Here is a 15570-nt window from a genome sequence, read left to right on the forward strand (position 1 = left end):
GTCAGGGCGTGCGCCCGCTCAGGACTGCAGCCACTCGAGCAGGTCGGCGTTGATCGTGTCGGCCTGCGTGGTCGGCATGCCGTGCGGGAACCCGGCGTAGGTCTTGAGCGTGCCGTTCTGCACCAGCTTCACCGAGAGCGCCCCGGAGTCGGCGTACGGCACGATCTGGTCGTCGTCGCCGTGCATCACCAGCACCGGCACCGAGATCTTCTTCAGGTCCTCCGTGAAGTCGGTCTGGGAGAACGCGACGATCCCGTCGTAGTGCGCCTTCGCGCCGCCCATCATCCCCTGGCGCCACCAGTTCTCGATGATGGCCTCCGACGATTCGGCGCCGGGACGGTTGAATCCGTAGAACGGGCCGGACGGCAGCGCCCGGTAGAACTCGGACCGGTTGTGCGCCAGCTGCGCCTGCAGGTCGTCGAACACGCTCTTGGGCAGTCCGCCCGGGTTGTTCTCGGTCTGCACCATGATCGGCGGGACCGAGCTGATCAGAACGGCGCGGGCCACCCGGTCTTCGCCGTAGGTGGCGATGTAGTGGGCGACCTCGCCGCCACCGGTCGAGTGGCCGACGTGGATGGCGTCCGTCAGGTCGAGGTGCTCGACCACGGCGCGCAGGTCCGCGGCGTAGTGGTCCATGTCGTGGCCGTCGCTGGTCTGCGTCGAGCGGCCGTGTCCACGCCGGTCGGCGGCCACAACGCGGTAGCCGTGGCTGAGGAAGAACAGCATCTGCGTGTCCCAGTCGTCGGCCGAGAGGGGCCAGCCGTGGCTGAACACGATCGGCTGACCGGTGCCCCAATCCTTGTAGAAGATCTCCGTGCCGTCAGCAGTCGTCACAGTACCCATGCTTCTCCTCCATGTCATAGCTCGTCGCCGGTCGGCGCCGCTTCCCACTCTGCCTCTCGTCGCTCAGCGACGCCATCCCCCGCAGGTTAACGAATGGCGACAGTCGGCTGGGTACGGGCTGTGGACGTGCTCAGCGAGCAAACCGCGCCAGCTCATCGGGCGCGATCAGCACCGACTGCCCGGCCGGATTCAGCACGACACCGTCGGTCCCGTCCTCGAGAGCGGCTCTGGCGATGTTCGAGAATCCCGTCGGATGCGCGTCGAACGGAGGCGCCCACGCCCACACCTCGGCCGGCGACGTGAAAGCGATCGCATAGGTCTCGCCGTTTTTGCCGTCGACCGTCGGCACTGAGATCCCGGTGATCGCTCCGGACTCGTCCCGCGCCTCCTGCGTCGCGATGAACACCGTGCGCGTGCGGCCGATGACGTCGAGGAGGTCGTCCCACGGCAACGTGCGGGTGACGAGTGCGGCCTTCAGCTCCTCGTTGAGCGCCGGCTCGTCGGTGAGGTGGCGACGGATCTCGTCGGCGTACGCGATGCACAGTCCGTCCGACCCGGGATCGATGGCGATGCCGTCGTACGGCTCCTCCGCTGCCTGAGCGAGCGTCGACGCCGCCGGCTGGGCGAACGAGAGGACTGCGGCGCCCTCGTGGTAGTCGGCGAGCCGCTCGTTGGAAGTGAACGCGAGCAGCAGCCGCCGGCCGTGCTCGTCGGTGCGGTAGCCGATGGCGAGCGTGTCGCCCTGCTGGAAGCCACGTGCGGGATCGGCGAGCGTCGAGCCTGTGCCGTCGAGCAGCAGCTCACCGGTGGCGCACTGCCGCAGCACGCCCGCGAAACGTCGCGCATCCTTCGCCGTGCTCCACGCCTGCAACGCGGCCTGCAGCGGCTCGTTGCGCACGAGCTTCTGCTCCGCCGGCGGCGCCGGTGGCTGGACAGTCTTCTTCCCCCTCGAGAACAGTCCCACGTCTCCCCCATCGTCCGTCGCGGTCGGTTGTTCTTGTCCCAGCATGTCATCCATCGCGCCCCTGCTCGAACCGGGGCGCCGGCCGGGTGTCGCGCACGCGCGCTGGGAACAGGTGTCTCAGCGGTCGACCGGCCAGCTCCCGGCCAGCCACGCGTCGAGATCGAGCACCTCGGGATCGAGCGAGCGCGTCATCTCGAAATCCGCCTGGTACGCGGGGAGCCGGGCGAACCACTCGAACATGCGCTTCGGATCGTCGGGTAATCCGTCCGTCGGGAGGGCGACGTACCGAGCAGGCAGGCCCGACCGGCGGGCGAAGGCCCCGGCGATCTCCGATCCGGTCTTCTCGTCACCGGCGATCTCGACGGCCCCGCCGACGAGCCGAGGTGCGAGCAGGAGATTCGCGGACACCCGTCCGACGTCGCGCACGGCGACCATCTGGATCGGGATGCCGTCCGGCACCGGCAGCCGCACCACGATCTCACCGTCCTCCGGCTGCGTGCCGAGCAGATTGTCCATGAAGAACACGGGGCGCACCACGGTGGCCGGGATGCCGAGGCTCTCGATCCTCTCCTCGACGCGCCGCTTGCTCTCGAAGTGCGGGATGTGGGTGTGACGCTCCGCTCCGCCGACCGAGCTGTAGACGAGGTAGCCGACCCCCGCCTCCGCCGCGGCCTCCGCGATGGCGACCCCGTGTCGCGTCTCCTTCTCGGGGCCGCCGTCCGCCATCGTGGCCATCGCGAAGACGCGGGAGGCGCCCGAGAAGGCGGCGGCGATGCTGCCGGCGTCATCCAGGTCCATTGCGGTGAGCTCGGCGCCGCCTGCGGCGAGGGCGAGCGCAGCGTCGGAGGAGACGTCACGCGTGAGCGCTCGCACCCGAGCACCGCTCGCAAGCAACTCCCGAGCCGTCGCCGAGCCCTGCTTCCCTGTCGCGCCCACCACTGCGACCACGTCGCCAGGCGCGTACTCGCCGGGCATCCCGCTGACAGCCATCCTGCATCTCCTCCGGCGCCTCCACACGGAAACGCCTCAGCGGCACACGGTACGCCTCTTGACGTGCGCGCCAAGCGTTCTAGCGTTGAGGGTGATCGCCACCCGCGATCGCAACCGTGGTCACCACGGCGTTCGCGCCGGAGATCACACCAAGGAGGTACCGCATGAGTACCGTGATCGGCGTCATCGTCTGTTTCGCTCTGTTCCTCGGCGGGCTGCTGCTGTTCGGCATCGCGACCACTCTTCCGGCCTGGCAGGCTGCGGTCTTCTTCGCGGGCATCGTGTGCGTCGCGCTCTCGATCGCGATCCCCGTGCACGTGCTGCCCAAGTTCGACTGAGCGGCGGCGGCCAGCACCCGTCAACGACGAAGGCCCGGCACGACGTGTGTCGTACCGGGCCTCCGCAGAGCGCTCTGCCTTACTTGGCGGGGACCTCGACGGTCTCCTTCTTGGCCGCAGTCTTGCGGGCCGGAGCCTTCTTGGGCGCCTCGACGGCCGGGGCCGACTCGACCGCAGGCGGCTTCGGACGCGACGCGAACTCCTCGAAGACCGCGCGCGGGGCCTGCACGGCGCTCAGCGAGACGATGTCGCGGCCGAGGAAGAAGCCACCGATCCAGTCGCCGACGACGCGCCACTTGCGCTCCCAACTCGGCATCGCGAGACCGTGGTAGCCGCGGTGCGCCCACCAGGCCGGGAGGCCCTTGATGGCCAGCTTGCCCGACTGGAAGACGCCGACGCCGACGCCGAGACCGGCGACCGCACCCAGGTTCTTGTGGAAGTACTGACGGGGCAGCTCGCCGCGGAGGTCCGCGATGATGTTCTTCGCGAGCAGCTTGCCCTGGCGAACGGCGTGCTGGGCGTTCGGTACGCAGTAGCCGCCGACGCCGCCGCCGGTCAGGTCGGGGACGGCCGAGACATCGCCGGCGCCCCAGGCGTCCTTGACGATCTCCTCGTCGGTACCGACGCGGAGGTCGGCGCGGACGCGCAGACGGCCGCGCTCCTCGATGGGGAGGTCGGTGTGACGGACGATCGTCGGGTTCGCCATGACACCGGCGGTCCAGACGATGAGGTCGGTCTCGAACGACTCGCCGGTCGAGAGCTCGATGACGCCGTCGACCGCGCTCGACAGCTGGGTGTCGAGGTGGATCTCCGCGCCGCGCTGGGCGAGGTTCTTGATCACCCAGTGGCTCGTCGGCAGCGAGACCTCGGGCATGATGCGGCCCATCGCCTCGATGAGGTGGAAGTGCGTGTCCTCGAAAGAGATCTCCGGGTAGTTCTTGAGCAGCGCGCTCGCGAACGAGCGGAGCTCGGCGAAGATCTCGATTCCGGCGAAGCCGCCGCCGACGACCACGAAGGTCAGCAGACGGTCGCGCTCGGGGCCGGCCGGCAGCTTGGCCGCCTTGTCGAAGTTGGTGAGGACCTTGTCGCGGATCGCCACCGCCTCTTCGATGGTCTTGAGGCCGAGGGCCTGGTCGGCGACGCCCGGGATCGGGAACGTGCGCGACACGGCGCCGGCGGTGACCACGACGATGTCGTACTCGAACTCGTACGACTCACCGACGAGAGGCTCGATGGTGGCGGTCTTCTTGGCGTGGTCGATGTAGGTGACCTTGGCCGAGATGATGTTCGTCTTGGTGAGGTGGCGACGGTGGGCGACGACCGCGTGACGCGGCTCGATCGACCCGGCTGCGACCTCAGGAAGGAACGGCTGGTAGGTCATGTACGGCAGCGGGTCAACCATGGTGACCTCTGCTTCACCCTTGCGCAGCTGCTTCTCGAGCTTCCACGCGGTGTAAAAACCGGCGTATCCGCCGCCGACGATCAGGATTTTGGGCACAGTGAACGGTCTCCTCAACACGAAAGTATGCGGTTAATCTACTCCTTGCTGGGCGTCCGCCTGAAATGCCGCCATGCGCCGACCCCGCCGAGGGCGGCGAGAGCGGTGAATCCGGCGATCAGGCTGAACGGCAGCCAGAAGGTGGTGAGGGCGCTCCATTGCGGCCAGAGAAGCTGATCCATCCGCACCGAACGCTCCGGTGCGAGCGATTGCGGGGTGCTGGTGGTGACCGGCGCACTGCCGGGGGCCGGGGTCGTCGGCGTCTCTGCGCGACGGTGGATCTTGATCCATTCCGAGAGGTCGCCCATCGGGTTCGCCGAGACGTGCGGCACCGTGGCGGTGACCGCGGCCTGGGCATCCAGCAGCCCGAAGCCGTAGATCGGGCTCGGCACCGGGCCGGGAACGGGCTTGGCTGTCTTGATGATCCGCTCGATCACGTCGGCCGCCTTGAGCTCCGGATGCGCGGCCCGCACGAGTGCGACGGCGCCGGACACGAGGGGCGCAGCGCCGCTCGTGCCCGCCCACTGCACGTACCCGCCGCCGGGGTTCGCCCCCACCAGCTGTTCGCTGGGCGCCGAGACTCCGATGGTGATGCCCTGGGACGACGCGTCGAAACTGGCCTTGCCCTGACGGTCGACGCCGGCCACCGTGAGCACGCCGGGGATCGTCGCCGGCGCGCCGACCTCGGTCGTGCCGCTGCCACGGTTGCCCGCCGCCGCGACGATCACCACGTCGTGCTGGAACGCGTACTCGAACGCGTCGTCCCACGAGGTCGGCCAATCGAGGGTGTTGCGCGTGAGCGACATGTTGATCACCTCGGCGCCGTTGTCGACGGCCCATCGCACGGCGTTGGCGATCTGGTCGTCGCTGCTGATCGATCCGGATGCCTCGCCGAGCGCCACCGAGGCGGTGAGGATCGACGCCCGGGGTGCGGCACCGAGCACGCCGCTGCCCGGTCCTGTGCCGCGTCCGGCGAGCAGCGAACCCACCCACGTGCCGTGGTTGGCCGCGTCGCCGTCGCCGAGCGGCTTCTGACCGTTCGCGGCGCCCACACCCGACACATCCGTGCCGCCGACGATCGCGCCCTTGAGGTCGGGCACGGTGCCGTCGACGCCCGTGTCGATCACCGCGACCTTCACACCGGCACCCTGCGTGGTCTTCCACGCCTGAGAGAATCCGTAGTCGTTCAGCCAGTACTCGAGGTCGCGCACCTGGTCGGCGTGCGCGACGGACGGCGCCAGCAGGGCGAGGACGATCCCTGCGACGAAAGCGGCTCCACCACGGCCGAGACGGTTCATCCGGCGGTGACGTCCACGCATTCGCAGACCTCGGGCGACCAGTCGGCGCGTTCCAGCGCCAGGTCGCCGATCGGGTTGACGCCGGGACCCGCCGCGAGAGCGTGAGCGCCGAGCGCGTGCAGGCACTTCACCCGCACGGGCATGCCGCCGGCCGAGATGCCGTGGATCTCCTCGACCAGCGCGATGCTCTCGCGGTCGGCGAGGTACGCCTCGTGAGCGGCCGCGTACTGCGAACGCACCGCGTCGTCGGTCTCGAGGAGCTCGTTGTACTCGTTCATCACCTGGGTCGCCTCGAGCTGCGAGAGCGCGGCCGTGGCGGCCGGGTGCGTCAGGTAGTAGAACGTCGGGAACGGCGTGCCGTCGTCGAGCCGCGGAGCGGTCGAGACGACCGTCGGATTGCCGCAGACGCAGCGCGCGGCGATGCCGACGACGTTGCGCGCCGGGCGGCCCAGCTGCGCGGAGACGATGGCGATGTCCTCATCGGTCACAGGATCGAACGGTGGGGTGGTCATTGCTTGCCGCCAGGGGTCGGGGTGGGTGTCGGAGTGGGGGCCGGTGTTCCGGAGAGCTGAGCGGGGCTGGCCGTGCTGAGCCCTGCGCCCATGAACGAGCCGAACAGGGAGTCGAGCCAGTCGCTCTCGGTCTTCTGCAGCTTCGAGCTGACTGGAGCGTCCGCCTTCTTCGCCGCCGGCTTGCGGTCGTCGATCACGAGGTAGCTGACCTCACCGGGCATCACGTAGTAGAGCCGGTCGCGGGCCTGCGCACGGATGTAGCTGGGGTCGTTCCAGCGCGCCCGCTCGCTCTTGAGCGTGTTCACCTGCGCCGTCAGCTGGTCGACGGCCTGTTGCTGGTCCGCGATCTGCTGGCGCTGCTGCACGTAGCCCTGCAGCGTCGGCGCGAGAATCACGACGGCCAGGATGAGCAGCCCCATCATCACCAGCGAGAAACCCGAGAAGTGGATGCCCCGGAGCCATCGGCCGGTCTCCGTGGTGCTCTCCATCTTCACCGGTACGCGACGGGAGCGGGGCGTGGCCACGGAGCCTCCTGGGTGTGTCGCGGACGGGAGCGGTGCGGCCGGGTGGAGGCCACGTTTCATGCTACGTCACGCACCCGGGAACCTCCGGGACGCCCCGCGCCCGCGTACGCGCACACTGTCGATCCCCGCGCTCGACTGCCCGCCGTCGTTTGCCACTTGTGGTGGTCAACACGCCCGGATGACCACCACGACTGGCAAACGACGCTTCGAACCGTGCGTGCAGATCAGAAGAAGCGGTACCGCTCGGGGCACAGACGGTAAGCGAAACCCGCGATGAAGGACGCACCTACGGCAACGAGCGCCGTGACGATCTCGAGGGGGACGATTCCGATCCCTTGGGTCAGCGGTTTCGCGAGAGTCACTACGACCGTGAGAATCCCGGACCACACTGCGAGGCGATACCAGCCCGCTGGCGAAAGCAACCGAGCCGCCGAGCGAACGGGTCGCGCATCGATTACACCGGCTCGATAGCCCGCAACACCGAGGAGGACAACGCTGACGGGAAGCGTCCCGAATACCGTGAGCACCCCGAGCGTCCCGAGCGATGCGAGCCCAGCGGCCTGATAGCGCTTCACCGCACAGTACGTCATATCCCGGAAAGCCCGGTAGCCGAGCATCGCCTGCGTGACCGCGGCGCCAACTGTCACGGCGCCCATCACACCGATGAACGCGGTCTGCCAGGTCTCGACGTGCGATTGCATGACGAACCAGAGGACTCCGATGGCCAACGCACCGAGAATCAAGGGCGGCGCCAGCCAATCAGCAACCCGGATCGGCGCGCCCGCGGGCACGACGAAGTCATCCTCTTCGCCCGCTTCCGTCGACTTCGGCTCACCTGCCACAGCGTTCACCTAAGCATGACGCCTCCGTCGTTTGCCACTTATGGTGGTCAACACGCCCGGATGACCACCACGAGTGGCAAACGACGGCCGGCGCCCGGTGGTCAAGGGCCGGCGCGCGACGAAGGCCCCCGGACGAGCATCCGGGGGCCTTCGGGGGTGGTGCGGTGGCGTTACGCCGTGAATCGCGGGAACGCACTGCGGCCGGCGTAGACGGCGGCCTCGCCCAGCTCCTCCTCGATGCGGAGCAGCTGGTTGTACTTGGCGACGCGCTCGGAGCGGGCCGGGGCACCGGTCTTGATCTGGCCGGCGTCGGTGGCGACGGCCAGGTCGGCGATGGTGGTGTCCTCGGTCTCGCCGGAGCGGTGCGAGAGCACGGCGGTCATGCCGTTGCGCTGCGCCAGCGACACGGCGTCGAGCGTCTCGGTCAGAGTGCCGATCTGGTTGACCTTGACCAGGATGCTGTTCGCGGCCTTTGCGGCGATGCCCTGGGCGAGGCGCTTGGGGTTCGTGACGAACAGGTCGTCTCCGACGAGCTGCAGCTTGGAGCCGAGCTCGGCGTTGAGGTGGGCCCAGCCCTCCCAGTCGTCCTCCGCAAGCGGGTCCTCGATCGAGACCAGCGGGTAGTTGGCGGCGAGGTCGGCGTAGTAGGCCGACATCTCGGCCGCGGTGCGGTCCTGGCCCTCGAAGCGGTACACGCCGTTCTCGAAGAACTCGGTCGATGCCACGTCGAGGCCGAGGGCGATGTCGGTTCCCACGGTGAAGCCGGCGTTCTGGATGGCCTCCGAGATGAAGTCGAGGGCCGCACGGTTGTTCTCGAGCTCGGGAGCGAAGCCGCCCTCGTCGCCGAGGCCGGTGCTCAGACCGCGCTGCTTGAGCAGCGACTTGAGCGAGTGGTAGGTCTCCACGCCCCAGCGGAGGGCCTCGGAGAACGTTTCGGCGCCGACCGGCAGCACCATGAACTCCTGGATGTCGACGCCGGTGTCGGCGTGCGCTCCACCGTTGATGATGTTCATCATCGGAACCGGGAGCGTGTGCGCGTTCGGGCCGCCGAGGTAGCGGAAGAGGGGCAGGTCGGCCGAGTCGGCCGCGGCCTTGGCGACGGCGAGGCTCACGCCGAGGATGGCGTTGGCGCCGAGGCGCTTCTTGTTGTCGGTGCCGTCGAGCTCGATCATGGCGGCGTCGACCAGACGCTGGTCGGCGGCCTCGAAGCCCTCGATGGCCGGGCCGATCTCGTCGAGCACGGCGTCGACGGCCTTCTGCACGCCCTTGCCCTGGTAGCGGTCCTTGTCGCCGTCGCGAAGCTCGTAGGCCTCGAACGCGCCGGTGGACGCACCGGACGGAACAGCGGCGCGGCTGACCGTGCCGTCGTCGAGAAGTACCTCGACCTCGACGGTCGGGTTTCCGCGCGAGTCGAGAATCTCGCGTGCGCCTACAGCTTCGATCTGAGCCACAACTAACTCCTTGTGTTTCACATGTGGGGTGGGGTGGAAATCTGCGGTGATCCGCTGGTCAGTCTACTGATCAGTGAAGTGCGGCGTCGGACGGCCCCGTCGTCCACGACTCGAACCGCACCGTGAGACCAGGGCGGGTCGGGCCGCAGATGAGCGGGCCGGCCTCGACCTCTACGTGGGGGTCGAGCGGGGCGAGCCGCACGAGGCGGAAGGGTTCGTCATCGACCCGCGCGCGGATGGTCACGGCGTCGCCGGCTCGGCTGGCCCGCACCGTGATCCGATGGCCGGCCCACTCGGCGACGGGCGCGACCGACCAGTCCGACATCCTGTCGGTGACGACCGCACCGAGCTGGAGCGCCCCGTCGGCGTACTCGACGCCGGCCTTCGTCCACGTCTCGTCATCGACGCGCACGAAGATCCCGGCCTGATCGAACTCTCCGGTGAACGCACCCGTGAAGGTGACCTCCATGGCGGTGCCGGCCGGGAACGGCGCGAGGAGCGCGTGCTCGGTGTCGTGCACGAACCCGTAGGCGGTCGTGCGCCACGCGTCGCTGCTCTCCCGCGCGGTCACGAGCAGGGCGTCGCCGTCGCTCTCGACGTTCTCGGGCTCGTTCGTCCAGTGGCCGTCCGACCAGTCGATGCGCGTCATCCGATGGCCTTCACGTCGAGCGAGGCGGCGTCGCCGGTCTCCGGTGTGACGAACGCGAAGGAACCGAAGCCGGATGCCCCGGCCCGATCGAGCAGCGCCTTGAGGTTCTTCGTGCGCTTCTCGAGGCGCACCCGTCGCCCGGATGCGATGAGCTCGCTCTTCACGGCCAGCAGACGGTCGAGCGGCACAGCCGCGTCGTAGACGAGCACGATCGCATCCTCCGCGCCGCCGGTCGGCAGCTCGACGAGGTCGACGACGCGCTCGAAGCCGATCGAGAAGCCCGCCGCGGGGACCTCGCTGCCGAGGAAGCGTCCGATCATCCCGTCGTAGCGCCCGCCGCCGCCCACCGAGCTGCCGGAGCCGGGGTGGGCGATCTCGAAGATCGTGCCCGTGTAGTAGCCCATGCCGCGCACCAGCGTCGGGTCGAATCGCAGTGTCACACCGGAGGGAAGCGTGTCGAGCGCGTGCGCAAGACCCTCGAGGGCGGCGATCGCGTCGGTGTCGATTCCGTCCGGCAGGATCGAGGTGATCGCCTCGACGGTGAGCGCGACGCCGCCGTCGGCGAGGTGCGGCTCGAGCTGCTCCAGGATGCCGCCCAGCACGGCCGCCGAGTCGGCGCCATCCGCGCTCAGTTCGCCGACGACCCCGGCCGCGCCGATCTTGTCGAGCTTGTCGATCGAGATGAGCACCTGCGGCCAGCGCGACGCCGCGAACCCGCAGTACTCGAGCAGTCCGTTCAGGATGCGGCGGTCGTTGATGCGGATCGTGCAGTCCTTCAGGCCCAGCGCATCCAGGGCGGCGGCGGTCGCCGTGATCAGCTCGACCTCGGCCAGCTGCGACGCTTCGCCGATGATGTCGATGTCGCACTGCACGAACTGGCGGTACCGGCCCTTCTGCGGCCGCTCCGCCCGCCACACCGGGGCGATCTGGATGGCCCGGAACACGGGAGGGAGCTCCGCGCGGTGCGTCGCGTAGAACCGTGCGAGCGGCACCGTGAGGTCGAAGCGCAGCCCCAGGTCGGTGAGGCTCAGGAGGTCGCCCGAGTCGATCGCGGCGGTGAGGTCGTCGGCATCCAGGCCGCGCTTGAGCACACTGAACGCGAGCTTCTCGTTGTCCCCGCCGAGCCCGGAGTGCAGGCGTGCGACGTCTTCGACGACCGGCGTCTCGATCTCGTCGAAGCCGTGCGCCGAGAAGGTGCGCCGGATCACGCCGAGGGCGTGCTCGCGTCGCGCTTTGTCGGCGGGGAGGAAGTCGCGCATACCGCGGGGCGGTGTGATCGGGGAAGCCATGGATCGATTCTTCCATGCACAACTACAGTGGGACGGGTGGCTATCGAACCCTTCCGCGTCCACGTGCCCGATGAGGTGCTCGACGACCTGCGGGGTCGCCTGCAGCGCACCCGGTTCCTCCCCTCGATCGGCGCCGCGCCATGGTCGGGCGGCATCGATCCGGCCGTTCTCCGCTCGCTCGTCGACGACTGGGTACACCTCGACTGGCGTGCGCACGAACAGCGCCTCAATCAGTACGACCAGTTCCTCGCCGACGTGAACGGCCACCGCATGCACTTCGTGCGCATCCCCGCGGCAGGGTCGGCCGAGCAGCGTGTTCCGCTGCTGCTCCTGCACGGCTGGCCGAGCGCCTTCACCGAGTACCTCGCGCTCGGCGACCGCCTCGCCAACCCCGCCTCGTACGGTTCGGATGCACGGATCGCCTTCGACGTCGTCATCCCGTCGCTCCCCGGCTTCCTGTACTCCGAGCTGCCCGACCGGCCGCTCACCCGGCAGGCGATCGCGGACGACCTGCACGAGCTGATGTCGGGCGTGCTCGGCTACGACCGCTACGGCGCGTTCGGCGGCGACATCGGCGGCGGCGCGGCGACCTGGCTGGGCGTCGACCGGGCGGAGCATCTGCTGGGCATCCAGTTGCTGAACGCCCCGTTCCCCGCCGACGAGACCCCGCACTCCGATGACGAACGTGCCTACCTCGCCGCCCTCGAGGAGTACGACCGCGCCGACGGGGGCTACAGCGAGATCATGCTCAGCCGTCCGGACACGATCGCGGCCGCCCTCAACGACTCCCCCGCCGGGCTCCTCGCCTGGATCGTCGACAAGTGGCACGACTGGGTCGACGGCGATCTCGAACACGTGATCGCCCGCGAGCAGCTGCTCGTGCTCGCCACGCTCTACTGGGCGACGGAGTCCATCGGCACGTCCTTCCAGCAGTACTTCGACTATGGGCACAACCGGCCGAGGCCGCCGATCGTCGCGCCGGTCGGCGTCTACCTGAGCCGGGAGCCCGGATTCCGCGGCTTCCCGCGCTCGCTCGCCGAACGCGCGGCCGACGACCTGCGCGAGTTCGTGGTGGCGGAGGCCGGCGGCCATTTCGCCGGCGCGGAGCATCCCGAGCCCACCGCGGACGCCATCCGGGGGTTCTTCGGCCGCCTGCTCGGATGAGCGGGATCGACCGTATCGGTTGGTCCGGCACGGTCGTAAACTAGGCGTGTTGCCACCCTGAAGGCCGGGTTCGCCTGGGCCTCGGTGGTGTCCCGCTGGACCTGGCATGAGTCGCATCCGCCCGACCGCGGCGCGGAATCGCTGCCAGACACAGGCCGACGGCGCGGTCGCATCACGCCAGGAGTGCGGTTTCTGCTCTCACCCGAATGGTGGAGAGGTACCCACCGAGTGATCGCGTTGCCGGCCATCCCCTGTACTGAGCGGCCGCCGGGTCAGCCGAGCGTGTGGTGGCGCCCCAGCGGGACGACGAGCGGTGTGGCGGTCACCGGATCCGGCACGATCACCGACTCGACGCCGAACACGTCGCGTACGAGCTCCGCCGTCACCACGTCGCCCGGCTCGCCGGAGGCGACGATCGCTCCGGAGCGCATGGCGATCAGGTGGTCGGCGTAGCGCGCCGCCAGGTTTAGATCGTGCAGCACCATCACCACCGTGGCGCCGCGGGCGGCGTTGAGGTCGAGCAGCAGGTCGAGCACATCGATCTGGTGGCTGATGTCGAGGAAAGTCGTCGGCTCGTCGAGCAGCAGGATGCCCGTCTGCTGCGCCAGCGCCATCGCGATCCAGACCCGCTGGCGCTGGCCGCCCGAGAGCTCGTCGATGGCCCGGTCCGCCAGCTCGGTGACACCCGTCGACAGCATGGCCTCCGCGACCGCCCGATCGTCCTCCGCCGTCCAGCGCCGGAACCAGCCCTGGTGCGGGTAGCGTCCGCGACCGACCAGGTCGGCCACGGTGATCCCGTCGGGAGCCGTCGGCGTCTGAGGCAGCAGGCCGAGCCGGGTGGCGACCGTCTTGGTGGGCAGCGAGTGGATGTCGGCGCCGTCGAGCAGCACAGTTCCGGAGGCGGGGGTCAGCAGTCGCGACAGCCCGCGCAGCAGGGTGGACTTGCCACAGGCGTTCGGCCCCACGATCGCGGTCACCCGCCCTGGCGGGATGTCGAGGTCGAGCCCGTCGACCACCACCCGCCCCTCATAGGCGAGCGTCAGGTCGCGCGCAGCCAGTCGATGGGTCGTTGTCACGGTCAGCCTCCCCGGCCGATTCGGTTGGTCCTGGTCAGGAGCCACAGCAGGTACGGCGCGCCCACGATGCCGGTCACCACGCCGACCGGGAACACGACGCCCGGGATGGCGAACTGCGCGACGATGTCGGAGACGATCAGCACGAGCGCCCCCACGAGCGCCGACGAGACGAGCGCGAGCGATCCGCGCCCGACCAGGCGGCGCGCGATCGGCGCGGCGACGAAGGCCACGAACGCGATCGGCCCGGCGACCGACACAGCGACGGCGGCGAGCGCGACCGCCACGATCACGATCAGGACGCGGCTGCGCTCGGTGCGCACGCCGATCGCTGCGGCCGTGTCATCGCCGAGACCGAGCGCGGCGAGCGGGCGGCCGAGCAGCAGGGCGCACGGCACGAGCACAACCGCACTGCCGGCGAGCACGGCCAGCGCGGTCGGGTCCACGTTGTTGAGGCTGCCCGTGATCCAGACGAGCGCCTGCTGCACGTCTCGCAGGTCCGACGTGGTGAGCACGTACGAGACGAGGCCGCCGCACACGGCCGCGAACCCGATCCCGATCAGCACGAAGCGGGCGCCTCCGATGCCACCGCGCCAGGCCAGCAGGTAGATGAGCAGCGCGGCGATCAGCGTGCCGGCCACCACGATGCCGGAGAGCGCCAATCCGGTGAGGCCGAACCACACCAGGGCGAGCGCGCCGGTGGCACTCGCGCTCGATGTGATCCCGATGATGTCGGGACTCGCCAGCGGGTTGCGCAGCAGCGACTGGAACAGGGCGCCCGACAGCCCGAGGCATCCCCCGACCAGCACGGCGGCGATGAGCCGCGGCAGGCGCAGGTCGAGGATGACGAATTGCGTGAGGCGGTCGGCGCGGCCGACCAGTGCCGCCAGGATGTCAGCGGGTGCGACCGCGGCGGCGCCCAGGCTGAGCGAGACGGCGGCGACCACCAGGATGATCGCCGAGAGCACCACGGCCACCCGGACGCTCCGCGACGTGCGGGCACGGCGGTCGGAGGCCACGGCCGAGGAATCCACAGTGGCGGACGACGCCACCGGCGGGGCGGCGCTCACAGGCTCACCAGCTTGCGCCGTCGCACCAGCGCGATGAAGACGGGCGCCCCCACCAGCGCTGTCACCACGCCCACCTGCAGCTCACCCGGGTACGCGACCACCCGCCCGATCACGTCGCAGGCGATCAGCAGGGTGGGTGCGAAGACGGCGGAGAAGGCGAGCACCCAGCGGTAGTCGCCGCCCACCACGTAGCGCGCGACGTGCGGCACCACGAGGCCGACGAAGGCGATCGGGCCGACCGCCGCCGTGGCCGAGCCGCAGAGCAGCACGATCGCCACCGCGCACGCCGCCCTCGACAGGCCGACGCGCTGCCCGAGACCGCGGGCGACATCGTCGCCGAGCGCCAGCCCGTTGAGCGACCGCCCGAGTGCGAGCGCGACCACCGTGCCGAGCGCGATCGTCGGCAGCACCTGCCAGAGCACGTCGAAACCACGGCCGGCGAGCGAGCCGACCTGCCAGAAGCGCAGGGCGTCCAGGGAGACCTGACTGGTCAGGAGCACCGCCGTGATCAGCGATCCGAGGGCCGCCGACACCGCGGCTCCCGCGAGCGCGAGCTTGATCGGCGTCGCGCCCTCGCGCCCGACCGATGCGACCGCGTACACCACCACAGCCGCCAACCCGGCGCCGGCGAAGGCGAACCACACGTAGCCCGACGTGGTCGTGATCCCGAACACCGAGATCGCGACCACGACTGCCAGCGACGCGCCGAAGTTGACGCCCAGGATGCCGGGGTCGGCCAGCGGGTTGCGCGACAGCCCCTGCATGACGGTGCCGGCGAGGCCGAGCGCCAGCCCGGCGAACAGCCCGAGGAGCGTGCGCGAGAGTCGGCTGTCGACCACGATCAGCGAGAGCTCGTCGCTCTTGTCGTAGTGCAGCAGCGCGTTCAGCACGGTCGCAGGGTCGATCGCGCGCGAGCCCACCATCAGGCTCAGCACGCACACGACCAGTAGCGCGACGGCGGCGACGGCGAAGCCGATGAGCAGACGCCGACGGCGCCGGCGGAGAGGGGACGGATCCCTTCCCGCACCGGCGCTCGTCGTCGTGATGCCCGCGGTCATCGACGGA

Annotated in this window: 16 protein-coding genes; 2 read left to right on the forward strand and 14 right to left on the reverse strand. The window is 69.8% G+C overall.

Going from position 1 to position 15570, the window contains the following annotated elements:
• Positions 1 to 18: 18 nt before the first annotated feature.
• From AC1DB1_RS12000 to AC1DB1_RS12010, 3 genes are all read right to left on the reverse strand, one after another.
• The gene (locus tag AC1DB1_RS12000; protein WP_271175254.1) at positions 19 to 843 is read right to left on the reverse strand and encodes an alpha/beta fold hydrolase; all 825 of its coding nucleotides are present in this window, start codon (positions 841 to 843) and stop codon (positions 19 to 21) included.
• A 130-nt stretch (positions 844 to 973) separates the two neighbouring features.
• Positions 974 to 1861: an SseB family protein gene (locus tag AC1DB1_RS12005; RefSeq protein ID WP_271175255.1), complete on the reverse strand. Its 888-nt coding sequence runs from the start codon at positions 1859 to 1861 to the stop codon at positions 974 to 976.
• Positions 1862 to 1924: 63 nt separating this feature from the next.
• Positions 1925 to 2797 carry an NmrA/HSCARG family protein gene (locus AC1DB1_RS12010; RefSeq protein ID WP_271175256.1) on the reverse strand — a complete coding sequence of 291 codons (873 nt, stop codon included), beginning with the start codon at positions 2795 to 2797 and terminating at the stop codon, positions 1925 to 1927.
• A 164-nt stretch (positions 2798 to 2961) separates the two neighbouring features.
• Here AC1DB1_RS12010 and AC1DB1_RS12015 point away from each other — a divergent pair, with 164 nt between their 5' ends.
• Positions 2962 to 3135, forward strand: a complete 174-nt coding sequence (locus tag AC1DB1_RS12015) for a hypothetical protein (RefSeq protein ID WP_271175257.1) — start codon at positions 2962 to 2964, stop codon at positions 3133 to 3135.
• 79 nt (positions 3136 to 3214) lie between these two features.
• Here the strand turns inward: AC1DB1_RS12015 and AC1DB1_RS12020 are convergent, their stop codons facing one another.
• The 8 genes from AC1DB1_RS12020 to hisS form a co-directional block, all read right to left on the reverse strand.
• Positions 3215 to 4633: an NAD(P)/FAD-dependent oxidoreductase gene (locus tag AC1DB1_RS12020; RefSeq protein ID WP_271175258.1), complete on the reverse strand. Its 1419-nt coding sequence runs from the start codon at positions 4631 to 4633 to the stop codon at positions 3215 to 3217.
• Between the two features lie 38 nt (positions 4634 to 4671).
• Positions 4672 to 5952, reverse strand: coding sequence for a S8 family serine peptidase (locus AC1DB1_RS12025; RefSeq protein WP_271175259.1), 1281 nt, complete (start codon positions 5950 to 5952; stop codon positions 4672 to 4674).
• Positions 5928 to 6443 (reverse strand): DUF501 domain-containing protein, encoded by a 516-nt coding sequence (locus tag AC1DB1_RS12030; protein ID WP_271175260.1) that lies wholly within the window; start codon positions 6441 to 6443, stop codon positions 5928 to 5930. Before AC1DB1_RS12030 ends, AC1DB1_RS12025 begins: the two co-directional genes overlap by 25 nt.
• Positions 6440 to 6967 (reverse strand): FtsB family cell division protein, encoded by a 528-nt coding sequence (locus tag AC1DB1_RS12035; RefSeq protein WP_477200929.1) that lies wholly within the window; start codon positions 6965 to 6967, stop codon positions 6440 to 6442. The genes AC1DB1_RS12030 and AC1DB1_RS12035 overlap by 4 nt, the downstream gene beginning before the upstream one ends.
• Positions 6968 to 7191: 224 nt before the next feature.
• A complete protein-coding gene (locus AC1DB1_RS12040) occupies positions 7192 to 7809 on the reverse strand; it encodes a hypothetical protein (RefSeq protein WP_477200930.1) in 618 nt (205 codons plus the stop codon).
• Between the two features lie 170 nt (positions 7810 to 7979).
• Positions 7980 to 9260, reverse strand: coding sequence for a phosphopyruvate hydratase (gene eno / locus AC1DB1_RS12045; RefSeq protein WP_271175262.1), 1281 nt, complete (start codon positions 9258 to 9260; stop codon positions 7980 to 7982).
• Between the two features lie 70 nt (positions 9261 to 9330).
• Positions 9331 to 9909 (reverse strand): DUF1349 domain-containing protein, encoded by a 579-nt coding sequence (locus tag AC1DB1_RS12050; RefSeq protein ID WP_477200931.1) that lies wholly within the window; start codon positions 9907 to 9909, stop codon positions 9331 to 9333.
• Positions 9906 to 11198, reverse strand: coding sequence for a histidine--tRNA ligase (hisS, locus tag AC1DB1_RS12055; protein ID WP_477200932.1), 1293 nt, complete (start codon positions 11196 to 11198; stop codon positions 9906 to 9908). The genes AC1DB1_RS12050 and hisS overlap by 4 nt, the downstream gene beginning before the upstream one ends.
• A gap of 36 nt (positions 11199 to 11234) precedes the next feature.
• Between hisS and AC1DB1_RS12060 the strand changes: the two genes are divergently transcribed.
• On the forward strand, positions 11235 to 12362 hold the full coding sequence (locus AC1DB1_RS12060; protein WP_477200933.1) for an epoxide hydrolase family protein: 1128 nt from the start codon (positions 11235 to 11237) through the stop codon (positions 12360 to 12362).
• 272 nt (positions 12363 to 12634) lie between these two features.
• Here AC1DB1_RS12060 and AC1DB1_RS12065 read toward each other — a convergent pair whose 3' ends face one another.
• The 3 genes from AC1DB1_RS12065 to AC1DB1_RS12075 are packed head-to-tail and all read right to left on the reverse strand — an operon-like array spanning position 12635 to position 15563.
• A complete protein-coding gene (locus AC1DB1_RS12065) occupies positions 12635 to 13438 on the reverse strand; it encodes an ABC transporter ATP-binding protein (RefSeq protein WP_271175266.1) in 804 nt (267 codons plus the stop codon).
• Positions 13439 to 13440: 2 nt separating this feature from the next.
• The gene (locus tag AC1DB1_RS12070) at positions 13441 to 14505 is read right to left on the reverse strand and encodes a FecCD family ABC transporter permease (RefSeq protein ID WP_271175267.1); all 1065 of its coding nucleotides are present in this window, start codon (positions 14503 to 14505) and stop codon (positions 13441 to 13443) included.
• Entirely contained in the window at positions 14502 to 15563 is a 1062-nt protein-coding gene (locus tag AC1DB1_RS12075) for a FecCD family ABC transporter permease (RefSeq protein WP_477200934.1), read from the reverse strand. Before AC1DB1_RS12075 ends, AC1DB1_RS12070 begins: the two co-directional genes overlap by 4 nt.
• Positions 15564 to 15570 lie beyond the last annotated feature (7 nt).

Source organism: Leifsonia sp. 10N434 (assembly GCF_056394405.1).